This window comes from Mesorhizobium hunchu (genome assembly GCF_040081975.1).
GTDB lineage: Bacteria > Pseudomonadota > Alphaproteobacteria > Rhizobiales > Rhizobiaceae > Mesorhizobium > Mesorhizobium hunchu.
Genome location: NZ_JBEBMG010000011.1, coordinates 54,716 through 69,022, shown reverse-complemented (window position 1 = coordinate 69,022; position 14,307 = coordinate 54,716). Strand labels below are relative to the sequence as shown.

Sequence of the window (14,307 nt, the reverse complement as noted above, 5' to 3'; positions counted from 1 at the left end):
GATGAAGTGCGCCATCGCCGGGCTCGACCCGGCAGCCTATCGCCCGCACCGGCTGCATCATCCGGAGCGGCGCTGGCCGCAGACCAATTGCTATGTCGATCTGCTGATCGAGGTGCTGCACGCGACGGGGCACGATCCCGTCGCGGCGCTCGGCTTCACGGTGGCGCAGGATTTCGAGGGCGACCAGTTCACCTTCTTCAAGCTCCCGACGGCCGATCTCCAGCAACTGGCCGGGCTGGACATCCAGGAGCTGGCGGTGTTCGACCGGCTGGATGTGCATGTCGCCGCCCAGATCGAACGCGGCCGGCTGCCGTTGATCGAGATCGACTCATTCTACCTGCCCGACACGAAGGGCATCACCTACCGCAGCGGCCATTCCAAGACGACGGTCGGCATCAACATGCTCGATCCGGCGTCGCGCCGGATGGCCTACTTCCACAATGACGGCTATTTCGCGCTGGACGGCGAGGATTACGACGGCATCTTCGGCCAATGGGACGGCGTGCCGGCCGGCGGCCTGCCGCTGTTTCCCTATTCCGAATTCGTCAAGTTCGACGCCACGCGCCCGGTCCACGATCCGGTCGCGACGGCGGTGGGGTTGCTTTCGCATCATCTCGGTCGGCGGCCGCAGCGCAATCCGCTGGAGGCCTATGCCGCCGTTTTCGCCAGCCATGCCGAAGCCCTGGCTCAGCGGTCGCCGGACTATTTCCATACCTACGCCTTCAATACGCTCAGGCAGGTCGGCGCGAATTTCGAGCTTCTCGCTAGCCATCTCGATTGGCTGGGCGAGAGCGGCGTCACCGCGCTGGGCGAAGCCGTCGAGGCGGCGGAAGCGATCGCCGAGGGCGCCAAGGTCATGCAGTTCAAGCTGGCGCGCGCCATGGCCCGCCGGCGCTTCGACGGCCTGGCCGACGCCATCGCGCCAATGGCCGGTGCCTGGAAAACGGTGATGGACGTGCTGGACGACCGCATGGCGGGCGTCGCGTCCAGGGCGGCGTAGGCCGCCTCAAGATGCTTCAACGTGAGCGCGTTGCGCGCATGAGCATGGGTGGGTGAATGGACGCCACGGTGTCGATGGCCGACAGTGTGGAACTGCTGGACCGGGGCTGGCGCATGGCCGTCTGCGAGGCCGGCGCGTGGGCCTCCCCGTCGGCCCTGGACGGAGATGGCGAATGGCTGGAGGCGGCATGCCCCGGCACGGCGGCCGCGACGCTGGAAGCGCATGGCCGCTGGGATCGCAGCGATCCGATGCCGCTGCACGACCGCGATGTCTGGTATCGCTGCCGGCTCGACGCCGCCGGGCCGGTGCGGCTGGTGTTCGAGGGGCTGGCGACGGTCGCCGAAGTCTGGCTGGACGACAGGCTGTTGTTTTCCTCAACCTCGATGTTCGAACGCCACGAGGCGAGCGTGACGCTTGCAGGCGGCGAGCAACTGGCCATCGCCTTCCGCAGCCTCGACCGTCATCTGGAAACCGTGACCGGCCAGCGCGCGCGCTGGAAGCCGCGCATGATCGACGACCAGCGGCTGAGACTGGTGCGCACCACGCTGATCGGCCACATGCCGGGCTGGTGTCCGCGCTTCGACGTCGTCGGCCCGTGGCGGCCGGTGAAACTGATCCGCGACAGCGGCGGGCAGCGCGTGATCGATGCCGCCTTGCGCGCCGACCTCGACGGCACGACGGGGCGTCTTTCGGTCGCGGTCACGCTGGCCGAGCCGTTGGAGGGGCCGGCCATCGTCTCGTGCGCTGGCGCAAGCGCCGGCCTGACGGCCGAGACGCCGACGCGTCTGATGGCCGAGACGCCGACGCGTCTGACGGCCGAACTGGACATCGCCGATGTCGCGCCCTGGTGGCCGAACAGCCACGGCGAACCGGCGCTGCACGACGTGTTCTTGACACTGGGCGCGGTGCGGACCCGGCTCGGCCGCGTCGGCTTCCGCCGCATCGAGGCGGATCGCGGCGCCGACGGGCGCGATTTCCGGCTGCTGGTCAACGGCGTGCCGGTGTTCTGCCGCGGCGCGGTGTGGACGCCGTCTGATCCGGTGCGGCTGCCGTGCGCGCGCGGCGATATCGAGCGGGATCTGGAGCAGGTCCGGCGGGCCGGCGTCAACATGCTGCGCGTCGGCGGCACGTTCGTCTATGAGGGCGACGCCTTCCACGACCTCTGCGACGAGATGGGCATCCTGGTCTGGCAGGACCTGATGCTGGCCAATTTCGATTATCCGGCGAAGGACGAGGCGTGGCGCGCCTCGCTGGCGCGTGAGGTCGAGGGCCTGCTCGGGCGGCTGCGGCATTCGCCGTCGCTGGCCGTGCTGTGCGGCGGCTCGGAAGTGGCGCAGCAGGCGGCGATGATGGGCATGCCCGTGTCGATGGACGCCACGCCTTGGTTCGATACGGTGGTGCGGCCGGCGGCGGAGGCGGTGCGGCCCGATCTCGTCCTCGTCCCGTCGTCGCCGTCCGGCGGCAGCCTGCCCTTCGCGGCGGATGGCGGGCCGACGCATTATTATGGCGTCGGCGCCTATTGCCGACCGCTGGAGGACGCACGCCGCGCCGAGGTGAGCTTCGCCAGTGAGTGCCTCGCCTTCGCCAACGTGCCGGAGCAGGCGACGCTGGACGCGCATCTGCCGGTTCCGCCGGTGCACGATCCGCGCTGGAAGGCGGGCGTGCCGCGCGACGCCGGCGTGTCGTGGGATTTCGAGGACGTGCGCGAGCACTATCTGGAGGCGCTGTTTTCTGTCGACGCGCGCCGGCTGCGCACCGAGGATCCGACGCGCTATCTCGACCTGTCGCGCGCCGTCACGGCCGAGGTGGTGGAGCGCACGATCGACGAATGGCGCAGGCCGGGTTCGCCGACTGCCGGTGCGCTGATGTTCTTCTGGAAGGATATCAGGCCCGGCGCCGGCTGGGGCGCGGTCGATTCCACCGGAAGGCCGAAATCGGTCTGGCATGCGATGAAGCGCGCCTTCGCGCCGCTCAGGCTCGTCCTGTCGGACGAGGGCGTCAACGGGCTGGACGTGCATGTCGTCAACGATACGCCGAACACGGTTGAGGCAACGCTGTCGCTGACCTGCCTGCGCGATGGCGTCACCCCGGTCGTGGCGGCGCGCCGGCCGGTTAGCGTCGCCGCGCATGGCGGCTTGTCGCTGTCGGCCTTCTCGCTGCTCGGCGCCTTCTTCGACATTTCCTACGCCTACCGCTTCGGGCCGGCGGGGCATGAGGTGAGCGTGGCGCGGCTGGAAGGCGGCGACGGCGAGATCCTGGCCGAGGCTTTCCACGTGCTGCCCGGCGCGATCACGGCGCGACGCGACATCGGCCTGACGGCAGAGCCGGTGCGCCGCCGTGACGGCTGGCACCTTCGGCTGTCCTGCAAGCGCGCGGCGTACCATGTGTCCGTCCGGGACGACCGGTTCGCTCCGGAGGAGACCAATTTCCACCTGATGCCGGGCACCGGAAAGGAAATCCGCCTTTCCGGCCCGCTGTCGGCGCGGCCTTCCGGCGTGGTGACGGCGCTGAACGGTGACCGCGATGCGGTCTACGAGGCGCGGCAGGTGGAGGAAGCGGAAGGCGCGCAGGTATTAGACCCTGTTGGGAGCGTGGCATGAAGCCCGTCGTCTTCGCTGATACGATCGGCTGGCTGAACGAAGCGGTCGGCAAGCGCGGCGTCGTCATCGCCGGCGCGCATGGCCACGAGGATCTGTGCAGCCGCCGCTTCCTGCGGCTGCTGTCGGACCGGGCGGCCGCGGCGGGCCTGCCGGCCCTGCTGTTCGACTATCCGGGTTGCGGCAACGCCGCCGGCGATCATTCGACGACGGGCCAGGTTGAGAGCTGGATCGCCAGCATCGGCGCGGCGATCGACCGGCTGAAGCGGGACAGCGGCGTGGCCGATGTCGTGCTCGTCGGCTTCCGGCTGGGCGCGCTGCTGGCGCCTCTGGCCGCCGCAGGGCGCAATGACGTTGCGGGCCTGGCGCTGCTGGCGCCGCCCGCTTCCGGCAAGGCCTATGTGCGCGAGATGACGGTGATGTCGCGGATGATCGATGCACCGCTTGTCAGCGGTGAAACGGGTTTCGCCGAGGGGCGCGAGGTCGCCGGTTTCCGCCTGTCGGACGAGACGCTGGCCGACCTGGCGGCGCTGGACCGGCGGCAGTCGATCGCAGCCCTGCCGTCCCTGCCGATGCTGGTGGCAACGAACGGCAAGCCTTTGATGGTCGCCGAAATCAGGGGCGACGGCGCCGGGGAGGTGAGCGTCACGGCGTTCCAGGACTATCACCTGCTGATGTGCGACCCGACCGCCAATCGCATCCCGGTGGCCATGCTCGAACGCTGCGCCGGCTGGCTGTCGACCCTGTCGATCGCCGGCGCCGGCGGAACCACGCTCGGCAACGGCCGGCGCGAAGCCCTGTGCGGTCCGCACTACATCGAGGAGCCCGTGGCGATCGGCCCGGCGCCGCTCATCTGCGGGGTCCTGTGCCGGCCGCTCGGCCGCACCGGCGCGGCCGACCCCGTGATCTTACTCAATGCCGGCGGCGTGCCGCATGTCGGGTGGGCGCGCGGCACGGTGGAGGCGGCGCGCGAACTGGCGGCCGCAGGCGTGGCTTCGCTGCGCATCGACCTGCCGGGACTGGGTCTCAGCGGCGATCCGCAGGAAGAGCGTCTTTTTCTCTACGACATGCGCGCCGGGGCCGATATCATCCGCGCGATCGACTGGATGGAGAAGGCCGGGTTCCCGTCGGTCGGCCTCGTCGGCACCTGTTCCGGCGCCTTCCAGGCTTTCCATGCCGCGCGCGCGGATCGGCGCGTGTGCAGGCTGACGATGATCAACCCGCTCTGCTTCGCCTGGAACAGTTCCTATGCGCTGGAGCTTGCGGTCTGGAAGGCTTACGGGACCTCCAGGGCCGGCATGGGCAGGAACCGGCAGGCCGATGGCGCGGAGGGGACCGCCGCAGAGACTGACTGGGGTTGGAAATCGCTCGCGGCGCGGGGTGCCAGAGCGCTGGTTCGGCGCGCACTGGAGGCCGTGAAGTCGGCGCTGTCGCTGCTCAATCCGGCGTCTCTTTCCGGTCGTGGCAGGGTCGAACGCTGGATGCGCGACCTGTGCGGCCGCGGCGTGCCTGTGCTCATGGTGACGTCGGAAGGCGATCTGAGCCTTGAGGAAATCGCCCGCCATTTCGGCCCGGATGGCGCGCGGCTTGCCGCCATGCCCGGCGTGACGCGGGTCATGCTGCCGAATGCGGATCACACGCTCACGTCCCATCATGCCAGGCGCACCGTCATCGCGCGGCTGATCGAGCATGGCGGCGGGAGGGGAGGCGCGGCTCGTCGCGGCGCGGCGCGGGCGACTGCAAAGCCGTCGCTGCTTGCCTCGTGATCGGCTCGCCGTCGGCGGGACGGGCGCTTCGCCCGCCGTTCCGTGACCCGTCCACCGACGTCCGAGGCCGAAAATGATTGCACCAGCGGATTTTTTGCAAGCGCGACGCGAGAATATGCGCTAAGGCCTGCCTCGCTCGGACCAGCGCCACTATGGAAGTGCCCCGCCGATCGCCGCCGGGGCCGATTTCATGACAGACGAATCCCAGACTTCATCCGATAGCCGTTTCACCGCCTTCCGCCATCGCCCGTTCCTCAACTACTGGGCGTCGCGGTTCCTCATCACGTTCGCGGCGCAGATCGTCTCCGTGGCGGTCGGCTGGCAGATGTACGACCTGACCCGCGATCCCTTCGATCTCGGCCTCGTCGGCATCGTGCAGTTCCTGCCGTCATTGCTGCTGGTGCTGGTCACCGGCGTCGTCGCCGACCGTTTCGGCAGGCGCCTGGTGATGTGGCTCGCCACCCTGCTCGAGGCGCTGTGCGCGCTGGCGCTGCTGGCGCTGACGCTGCACGGGCTCGCCAGCCCTTTGCCGATCTTCGCCGTGCTCGGCGTCTTCGGCATCGCGCGCGCCTTCTTCGGCCCGGCCTCGTCCTCGCTGGTCGCCAATCTGGTGCCGCCTGAGGATTTTGCCAACGCCATCGCCTGGAATTCGTCCGCCTGGCAGACCGCGACGATCGTCGGGCCGGTCGCCGGCGGCCTGCTCTACGGCCTGTCGTCCGAGATCGCCTATGGCACGGCGGCGGTGCTGATGCTGGGCGCGGCCCTGCTCATCTTCGCCATTCCGCAGCCGAAGCAACGCACCGGGACCGACCGGCCGACGCTGGAGACGCTGTTCGCCGGCTTCCGCTACATCTGGGGCGAGAAGATCGTGCTCGGCGCCATCTCGCTCGACCTCTTCGCCGTGCTGCTTTCGGGCGCCACGGCGCTGCTGCCGGTCTATGCGCGCGACATCCTGGTGCTCGGCCCCTGGGGGCTCGGCATGCTGCGCTCGGCGCCCGGCGTCGGCGCGATCTGCGTGGCGCTGTGGCTCGCCGGGCATCCGATCCGCGACCATGCCGGCATCCTCATGCTCGTCGCCGTCGTATTGTGGGGCGCGCTGACGATTGTCTTCGGCGTCTCGGCCATTCCGTGGCTGTCGATCGTCATGCTGGCGCTGATGGGCGCCGCCGACATGATCAGCGTCTATGTGCGCGAAACCCTGATCCAGTTGTGGACGCCGGATGCCGTGCGCGGAAGGGTCAACGCGGTCAACCAGGTGTTCGTCGGCGCCTCCAACGAGGTCGGCGAATTCCGCGCCGGCACCATGGCGGCATTGATCGGTACCGTGCCGGCGGTGGTGGTGGGCGGCGTCGGCGCGGTCTGCGTCGCCGGCCTATGGGCGGTGCTGTTCCCGCACCTGCGCAAGGTGCGGCACCTGAACGGACGCGTCTGACCAGACCGTCTCCGGCCTGCCGAAAACGGTGGCGAGGAACTCGCCCAGCCAGCGCTTCAGGTGCATGTCCCAGATCAGCCGGCCGCCGAGATGATCGCGGCCGGGCTGCGCGCCCGGCAGTTCGAAGCGGTGCGCACCCCGCACCACCCAGCGGTGCATCATCACCCGCGTCAGCTCGGCATGGAACTGGATGCCCCAGGCATTGCCGCCGTAGCGGAACGCCTGGTTCGGATAGGTCTCCGAAGTGGCCAGCAGGGTCGCGTCGCGCGGCAGCGAAAAGCCCTCGCGATGGAACTGGTACACCATCTCTGGCCAGTGCATGAGCTTGCGGCCTTCCTCGGTCGCCTTGAGCGGATACCAGCCGATCTCGACCAGCCCCTGGCCATGCCCCTCGACCCTGCCGCCGAGATGATTGACCAGCATCTGCGCGCCGAGGCAGATGCCGAGGAACGGCCGGTTCTCCTTCAGCGGCACCGCCAGCCAGTCGGTCTCGCGCCGTACGAATTCCTCCTCGTCGTTGGCGCTCATCGGGCCGCCGAACATGACGGCACCGGCATGGTCGTCCAGCGTATCCGGCAGGGCGTCGCCAAGAGGCGGGCGCCTGATGTCGAGCGCGAACCCTTCCTCGACCAGAAGCTGGCCGACGCGACCGGGACTGGAGTTTTCCTGGTGCAGGACGACGAGAATCTTCGGCTTCTGATTCGAGGACATGTGAAAATTCGGGGACATATGAAAAAAAGTAGACGGCCTATTCGTCGTCCGCAACGCCGCGCGCGCCGGGAGCATGGGAAGCGGCGAGTTGGCGCGCCTCGACGCGGTCGCGGCGCTCGACGCCGATCAGCTCCGCCACGCGCCAGACGACGTTGTCTTCCATCTCGTTGAGCTCGCCGTCGGCATAGACGATCTCCCACATCAGACCGATGAAGGCCTTGCGGGCATCGGCGTCGAGATGGCGCTTGAGCACGCTGGTGAAGGCGTAGAGATCGATCGCCTCGTTGTCGGCCTTCTCGCCGGCCTGCGCCAATTGCTCGAGATCGGCGCCCGACACGCCGTAGGTCTCGCCGAGGATGGCCTTGAAGCGCTCCCATTCCGCGTCCTGGCGGACGCCGTCGGCATTCATGACATGGTAGAGCAGGGCGGACGCCGCAACGCGCGGATCGTCGTCGCCGGAGCGGTGCGCCGGGCCGCCACTCGGCAGGTCCTTGAGGAAGGAGAGAACGCGGTCGAACATAGAGGCTGCTTTCGGTTTCAGGGGGATCGTCCCGTAGAGGCGTTAGAAAAGACGGAAACGGCGCGGCGTCGTTTCGGTTTCCTCATCCTGCGGCTCGACGCCGGGATCGTCGGGCAGGGGCGGGCGCTTGTCCGTTTCGTCCGGCAGGTCCTCGACCGGGAGATCGAGCGGCACGGAGTCCGTCGCTTTTTCGGAAGCGGGGGCGGTGACCGCGTCGGCCTCGACGATTTTCGCCGGCGTGTCGGCGTCGGCCTGTCCCGCCACGACGATAGGAGCCGGGGGCCGGGTGTCGGGCTTCTTCGGGCCGGAAACAATGGTTTCGGTCTTTTCGCCGCTGCGGATGTCCGGCGCCGGGCCGGGCAAGGCCGGCTTCGCCGGCTCGTCGCCGTCCCCTGCGTTTTCGATCAGGTTGCCGACACGCTCCACCGGCGCGCGCCATTCGAAGGCGTCCAGTCGTCCGGTGACGGGCGAGGTCGGCGCCCAGCGCTCGGAGACGACGCCGTCCGCTACCCAGGCCGGGTCGCGCGGCGCGCGCACCGCCTTCGACAGAAGCTGGCGCACCTTGCCCTCGTCTCCTGTATCGGCCTCTTCGATGTCGGCGAGCAGGAGGTAGGCGCCCTCGCGGCGGTCCATGCGGATCGCCGCCTCGGCCTCGCGGCGGGCCAGCGCGAAGTCATGCGCGTCGAGCGCCGCGCGCGCCACCGCAAGTGAGGATTCGGCGTGGTTCTTCTTCATGTCCTGCAGCTTGCGGGCGCGCGCCAGCCGGTCGCGCACGGCGTCGCCCGGCCGGGCATGAACATAAAGCTCGGCGATCTCGGGATGCGGCTCGGCCCGCCATGCCGTTTCGAGGATCTTGGCGCCCTTGCGCACGTCGTTGTTGTCGAACAGCGCCTTCGCCGCGACAACCGCGGCCGGCGCGAAATCCGGTTCGAGCCTGTTGGCTTCGAGCGCTGCCGCGCGGGCGCCGCTTGGATCGGTCCGGGCGAGTGCTTCGGCCTTGGCGGTCAAAAGCACGGCGCGGCGCCGGTTCGCGACGGGGCGCTCGATCTGCTTTGTCGATTTCTGCGCCTCGACGAGCTTCAGCGCTCCGTCCCAGTCGCCACGCTCCGCCAGTTCGTCGATGGTCGAATCGGCGGCCCAGGCAAGCTGGGGCGCGGCGGCGGCCGCGCGGCCGGCGTAATGGCGGGCGGCATTGCGGTCGCCGAGCCGCTCGGCCTCGAGATAGAGACCGCGCAGGCCGAGCAGCCGCATCTCGGGATCGTCGAGCATGGCCTCGAACTTGGCGCGCGCCGTCTCGTGGTCGCCCTCCAGCAGCGAGGCCTGGGCGTCGAGCAGGTTGATCAGCGGCTCCTGGTCGGAGCTGATCAGCTTGGCGGCCTCCTTGCTCTTCCTGCGCGCCAGCGCCGCGTCGCCGGCGCCGGCGGCGATCATGCCGGTCGACAGCGCCTGATAGCCGCGGTCACGCCGGCGGGTCCTGAAATGGCGGGCGATGGCGTAGGGGCTGTTCCAGATCGATTTCACCAGCCACCAGACGATCATCACGGCGGCGACGACCGCCACGACGGCGACGGCGGCCACCATGAGGCTGACCTCGTACTGGTAGCCGCTGAAGGTGACGACCATGTCGCCTGGGCGGTCGGCCAGCCAGGAGAAACCGAGGCCGAGCGCGAAGACGACGAGAAGGAAGAGCAGGATGCGGATCATGTCGTCCTCAACCCTTCATCGCGCCGGAGATCAGCGCATCGATCCGAGACTCGACATCGAGCCGCGCCTTGAGCTTTTCGGCGAAACCGGCGCCGGCCGCCTTCACGGCATCCGGGAGCGTGTCGTATTCGGCCAGCGCCCTGGTGTAATCACCCTGCCTGACGGCCGCTTCCATGCGCGCCACCGTCTCGGGAACGCCCTTGCCTTCGACCGCGCCGATCGGGCGCACCTTGACCAGCGATTCGGCGCTGGAAAGCAGGCGCTGGAACACCCCCGCATTTGCGTCCACCGGCTCGGCGGCCGCCACCATCGCGTTCGCCGCCTCGCTCATCCGGCCGGCGATCTCCGCGCGCGTCGGCACGCCCTTGTCGGCATAGGGACGCAGCGCGGCGATTTCAGGCGCGTCTGGCGTGATGGCCGCGAAAGTGTCGAGCTCGGCAGCGAAAGGACCGCCGCGATCGAGCGCGGACTTGAGCGCCGAAGCGGCGATGGCCAGCGCGATCTTGGGTTGCGAGGCCTGCGCGTCCACCTTGGCCGAAAGCTGCGAGACCGATTGTTCGAGTGCCGACAGCTTGCTCTCCTGCGCGGTCGAGGCCGCGCCGGCGGACTTCACCAGCGCGTCCAGCGCGGCGAGCTTTTCGTTGACGGGGCCGAGATCGGCGGGTGCGCCCGCGCCGTTCTGGCCGGCAGCTTCGACCGCCTTTTCAAGGTCCGCGACCTTGTCGGAGAGCGCCGATACGGTCTGGTTGTCACCGCCGGACCCGCCGGACCCACTCGCCGACTGCAGTGCGGCGACATCCGTCTTCACCTGGTCGAGGGCTGTGGACAGATTGTCGACCTTCATGCCGAGGCCGCCGTCGCCGGCATTTTTCAGCGCGGTCAACTGGCCGCGCAGGTCGGCGATCTGGTCGTCGATGCCGGTGGTATTCGTGGCCACGGCGCCCGGCGCGCCGATCACGCCGGCATATTGCAGCACGCCGGCGCCCGCCAGGGCGACGGCGCCGCCGATCAGGCCGGCCGCGACAGTGCCGATGCCGCCGCCTTTGCGCCGGGGAGGCTGTGATGCGGTCGCGGCAGCGTCGGTGTCATGACTGCTTGCGGGGGACTCGCTCTCGGGTGCGCTCGAGGCGGGGGAGGGCGGCGGCGTGTCGTCGAAACCGTAACCGGACGCGTGGGGCGAAGCGGCGCGGGCGTGGGCTTCGCCGCCGCTCCTTTCGGCCTGCGCTTCTTCATGTTCTGCGGCGACGCGCGCGGCTTCGTCGTGCTCCCAGGGCTCGAAATCTGCCTCTTCGGCGCGCATGGCTTCCTGCGCGGGAGAATCCTCCACCGCCTCCGGCGGTTGCTTCCCGGTCTCGGCAGTTGCCGCGGTCGAAGCCTGCGCATCAGACGAAGCCTGCGCCTGTGCGCCTGTCTCGTCGATGCGCGAGACCTCGCCGGGCTCCAGTTCGATGGTCACCGGATCCCGGCGGTTCTTCGAATGCCGCGTCTTCGGCGTCTTGACCATGCTTGGCTCCGCTTCTCGTCCCGGCCGCCGATGGAAGGCGCCGGGCTCGGGTCGTTCAGGGGCTTCCTAGGCAATAGCACACCACCAAGCTGTGAAAAGGGGCGGCGTGATGGCGCGGCCTATTCGCTTTTTTGTGTGCTCTTGCGCAGCAGCGCCAGCAGGTCGTTCTCGTCCGGGCGTGACGGCGTGACGGCGGCAGGGCCGAAAGCCGCGCCGATCCGCTGCGAAAGCGCAAGGATACGGGCGTTTTCGAACAGGCCGGCGAGCGCGGGCCTTGCGATCAGGTCGCGCGCGACTTCTGCGGCCTTGACGGAATAGAGCAGCACCGCGTCGACCGGGCCGCCGGAAAGTCGGGTGCGGACCTTTTCATCGGAATAAACAACGGCGAGGGTGTCGTAGGTCTCGATCGGGCAAACCGTCACGCCTGCCTTTGAAAGACGGTCCTCGAAGCCGGGAAATCGAACACGCCCGCACAGATAGGCAAGCTTCCGGCCTGCCAGGCCCGCTGCGATCGACCGGGCCAGCCCGGCGGCGTCGCCGGGACCCTCGGTCACGGTGCGGAAGCCTGCGGCGCGGGCGGCTTCTGCGGTCCGTTTCCCTACCGCATGGCAGGGCAGCGCGGCGAGCCGCGCGATCAGGGCCGGCGGCGCGTGACGCAGCGCGTTGGCGCTGGTGACGGCGACCGCGGCCGTGTCAGGCGCCGCCGCATCGGGATCGACCGATAGCGGTCGGGTTTCCGACAGAGGCAGCAGGATCGCGTCGAGGCCGAGAGCGCGAAGCCGCGCGGCGGTGCGGGCCGCGCCCGGTTCGGGCCGCGTCACCAGGACGCGCACTCAGCGCCACCCCTCGAAGAATTCCTCCCCGGCCCTGGCGCGGATCTCGGCGCCGGCCCTTGCGCCGATCGCTGCGGCGTCGGCGGCCGCGCCCGACGCCGAGATCTCATGCGTCTTCGTCCCGTCCGGGGTCAGGATCAGTCCGCTGAAGGACAGGGCTTCGCCGGCGATCGACGCATAGCCGGCGATCGGGGTGCGGCAGGAGCCGTCGAGCGCCGCCAGGAAGGCGCGTTCGCAAGCCAGCGCCCGGCCGGTCGCGGTGTCGTGGATCGGCGCCAGCAGGCGCTCCGTCGCGGTGTCGCCGATACGGGATTCGATGGCGATCGCTCCCTGGCCGGGACAGGGCGGAAAGGCGTCGAGCGGCATGATGTCGGTGGCGACCTGATCGAGGCCGACGCGCTTCAAGCCGGCCAGCGCCAGGATAGTGCCGTCGGCGACGCCTTCCTCCAGCTTGCGCAGCCGGGTCTGCACATTGCCGCGGAACAGCACGACGTCGAGGTCGGGGCGCATGCGCCGGATCAGCGCCTGCCGCCGCAGCGACGACGAGCCCACCCGCGCGCCGTGCGGCAGGTCGGCGATGCGCGCCGCCGCCTTGCCGATGAAGGCGTCGCGCGCGTCCTCGCGCGGCAGGAAGGCAGAGAGTTCCAGTCCATCCGGCAGCACGGTCGGCATGTCCTTGGAGGAATGGACCGCGATGTCGATGCGGCGGTCGAGCAGCGCCTCCTCGATCTCCTTGGTGAACAGGCCCTTGCCGCCGGCGTCCGCCAGCGCCCGGTCCTGGATGCGGTCGCCGCTGGTCGTGATGACGACGATCTCGAAGGCCGCTTCCGGCAGGCCGTGCGCCGCCATCAGCCGGGCGCGCGCCTCGTGCGCCTGCGCCAGCGCCAGCGGGCTGCCGCGTGTTCCGATCCTCAATTCTGTTCGCATGGGCCTGTTTGCATGGCGCGCGGTCCGTGATAACCCCGATTTGCTCCGGCACACTCCTATCGGGGAACGGAACACCGGGCAACAATCGAGGTTTGCGGCGATTTGATCCGGGTCCTGGGCATCGAGACGAGTTGCGACGAGACGGCGGCGTCGGTCGTCGGTCTCGACGCGGACGGATCGTGCGTCCTCTCCCCGCGCATTCTTTCCAATGTCGTGTTGTCCCAGATCGCCGAGCACGCGGCCTTCGGCGGCGTGGTGCCGGAGATCGCGGCGCGCGCCCATGTCGAGGCGCTGGACGGCATCGTCGAGGCCGCGCTCGCCGATGCAGGGACCGATCTTTCCGAGGTGGATGCGGTGGCCGCGACCGCCGGCCCCGGCCTCGTCGGCGGGCTGATCGTCGGGTTGATGACGGCCAAGGCGATCGCTGCGGCGGCGGGCAAGCAGCTCATCGCGATCAATCATCTGGAAGGCCATGCGCTGACGGCGCGGCTGACCGACGGGCTGGAGTTTCCCTATCTGCTGCTGCTGGTGTCGGGCGGGCATACGCAGATCGTGCGCGTCGGCGGAGTCGGCGACTACCAGCGCTGGGCGACGACCATCGACGATGCGCTCGGTGAGGCCTTCGACAAGACCGCCAAGATGCTCGGCCTTCCCTATCCCGGTGGGCCGAACGTGGAGAAGGCGGCAGCGGGCGGCGATGCCGCGCGCTTCGCCTTCCCGCGCCCCATGAAGGGGTCCCATCAACCGGATTTCTCCTTCTCCGGTTTGAAGACGGCCGTGCGCCAGGCCGCCAGCGCCATCGCGCCGCTGTCTGAGCGGGATGTCGCCGACATCTGCGCGTCTTTCCAGGCAGCGGTGGCGGATGCGCTGGCGGACCGGGTGCGGCGGGCGCTGGCGCGGTTCCGCGCCGAATATCCCGATATAAGCGAGCCGGCGCTGGTCGTGGCCGGCGGCGTTGCCGCCAACCGCATGGTCAAGGGCACGCTGGAGGATCTTTGCCGGGAAGCGGGCTTCCGCTTCGTCGCGCCGCCCTTGAAGCTGTGCACCGACAATGCGGCGATGATCGCCTGGGCGGGCATCGAGCGCATCCGCACCGGATTGGCCGACGAGGACGACGGTTTTTCCTTCGTGCCGCGCTCGCGCTGGCCGCTGGACGGCCTGTCGGCCCCGGTCGTCGGCTCCGGCCGCAGGGGCGCCAAGGCATGAGCCATTATTTATCGCAGCCCCGGATGAAGTCGCCCTCACCTCCCTGGGGCGAGGGGGAACTGCCGCGCACCCCCACCCCTAACCCCTCCCCACAAGGGGGAGGGGGA

Annotated in this window: 11 protein-coding genes; 5 read left to right on the top strand and 6 right to left on the bottom strand. The window is 69.4% G+C overall.

Annotated features, from left to right (window positions below; all coding sequences use genetic code 11):
• The first annotated feature begins 1 nt into the window (after position 1).
• From ABMA46_RS17690 to ABMA46_RS17675, 4 genes are all read left to right on the top strand, one after another.
• The gene (locus ABMA46_RS17690) at positions 2–1,000 is read left to right on the top strand and encodes a DUF1839 family protein (protein WP_349001319.1); all 999 of its coding nucleotides are present in this window, start codon (positions 2–4) and stop codon (positions 998–1,000) included.
• Positions 1,001–1,056: 56 nt separating this feature from the next.
• Positions 1,057–3,600, top strand: coding sequence for a glycoside hydrolase family 2 protein (locus tag ABMA46_RS17685; protein WP_349001318.1), 2,544 nt, complete (start codon positions 1,057–1,059; stop codon positions 3,598–3,600).
• Positions 3,597–5,363: an alpha/beta fold hydrolase gene (locus tag ABMA46_RS17680; protein ID WP_349001317.1), complete on the top strand. Its 1,767-nt coding sequence runs from the start codon at positions 3,597–3,599 to the stop codon at positions 5,361–5,363. Before ABMA46_RS17685 ends, ABMA46_RS17680 begins: the two co-directional genes overlap by 4 nt.
• A 190-nt stretch (positions 5,364–5,553) precedes the next feature.
• On the top strand, positions 5,554–6,795 hold the full coding sequence (locus tag ABMA46_RS17675) for an MFS transporter (RefSeq protein WP_349001316.1): 1,242 nt from the start codon (positions 5,554–5,556) through the stop codon (positions 6,793–6,795).
• Here ABMA46_RS17675 and ABMA46_RS17670 read toward each other — a convergent pair.
• From ABMA46_RS17670 to hemC, 6 genes are all read right to left on the bottom strand, one after another.
• Positions 6,736–7,506, bottom strand: a complete 771-nt coding sequence (locus ABMA46_RS17670; protein ID WP_349001315.1) for a glutamine amidotransferase — start codon at positions 7,504–7,506, stop codon at positions 6,736–6,738. The two genes, ABMA46_RS17675 and ABMA46_RS17670, sit on opposite strands and share 60 nt — an antisense overlap.
• Before the next feature lie 37 nt (positions 7,507–7,543).
• On the bottom strand, positions 7,544–8,026 hold the full coding sequence (locus ABMA46_RS17665) for a tellurite resistance TerB family protein (RefSeq protein WP_349001314.1): 483 nt from the start codon (positions 8,024–8,026) through the stop codon (positions 7,544–7,546).
• A gap of 42 nt (positions 8,027–8,068) precedes the next feature.
• Positions 8,069–9,730 carry a heme biosynthesis protein HemY gene (locus ABMA46_RS17660; protein WP_349001313.1) on the bottom strand — a complete coding sequence of 554 codons (1,662 nt, stop codon included), beginning with the start codon at positions 9,728–9,730 and terminating at the stop codon, positions 8,069–8,071.
• Between the two features lie 7 nt (positions 9,731–9,737).
• Positions 9,738–11,234 (bottom strand): COG4223 family protein, encoded by a 1,497-nt coding sequence (locus ABMA46_RS17655; protein ID WP_349001312.1) that lies wholly within the window; start codon positions 11,232–11,234, stop codon positions 9,738–9,740.
• A 119-nt stretch (positions 11,235–11,353) separates the two neighbouring features.
• Positions 11,354–12,067, bottom strand: a complete 714-nt coding sequence (locus ABMA46_RS17650) for a uroporphyrinogen-III synthase (protein WP_349001311.1) — start codon at positions 12,065–12,067, stop codon at positions 11,354–11,356.
• On the bottom strand, positions 12,068–12,994 hold the full coding sequence (hemC, locus tag ABMA46_RS17645; RefSeq protein WP_349001310.1) for a hydroxymethylbilane synthase: 927 nt from the start codon (positions 12,992–12,994) through the stop codon (positions 12,068–12,070).
• Positions 12,995–13,096: 102 nt separating this feature from the next.
• On the opposite strand from hemC, the gene tsaD reads away from it, so the two are divergent.
• Positions 13,097–14,200 carry a tRNA (adenosine(37)-N6)-threonylcarbamoyltransferase complex transferase subunit TsaD gene (gene tsaD / locus ABMA46_RS17640; RefSeq protein WP_349001309.1) on the top strand — a complete coding sequence of 368 codons (1,104 nt, stop codon included), beginning with the start codon at positions 13,097–13,099 and terminating at the stop codon, positions 14,198–14,200.
• Positions 14,201–14,307: the final 107 nt, after the last annotated feature.

Excerpts from the sequence above, each read along its gene's own strand:
- ABMA46_RS17690 (WP_349001319.1), top strand. The coding sequence starts at position 2 with ATGAAGTGCGCCATCGCCGGGCTCGACCCGGCAGCCTATCGCCCGCAC.
- ABMA46_RS17685 (WP_349001318.1), top strand. The coding sequence starts at position 1,057 with ATGGACGCCACGGTGTCGATGGCCGACAGTGTGGAACTGCTGGACCGG.
- ABMA46_RS17680 (WP_349001317.1), top strand. The coding sequence starts at position 3,597 with ATGAAGCCCGTCGTCTTCGCTGATACGATCGGCTGGCTGAACGAAGCG.
- ABMA46_RS17675 (WP_349001316.1), top strand. The coding sequence starts at position 5,554 with ATGACAGACGAATCCCAGACTTCATCCGATAGCCGTTTCACCGCCTTC.
- ABMA46_RS17670 (WP_349001315.1), bottom strand. The coding sequence starts at position 7,506 with ATGTCCTCGAATCAGAAGCCGAAGATTCTCGTCGTCCTGCACCAGGAA.
- ABMA46_RS17665 (WP_349001314.1), bottom strand. The coding sequence starts at position 8,026 with ATGTTCGACCGCGTTCTCTCCTTCCTCAAGGACCTGCCGAGTGGCGGC.
- ABMA46_RS17660 (WP_349001313.1), bottom strand. The coding sequence starts at position 9,730 with ATGATCCGCATCCTGCTCTTCCTTCTCGTCGTCTTCGCGCTCGGCCTC.
- ABMA46_RS17655 (WP_349001312.1), bottom strand. The coding sequence starts at position 11,234 with ATGGTCAAGACGCCGAAGACGCGGCATTCGAAGAACCGCCGGGATCCG.
- hemC (WP_349001310.1), bottom strand. The coding sequence starts at position 12,994 with ATGCGAACAGAATTGAGGATCGGAACACGCGGCAGCCCGCTGGCGCTG.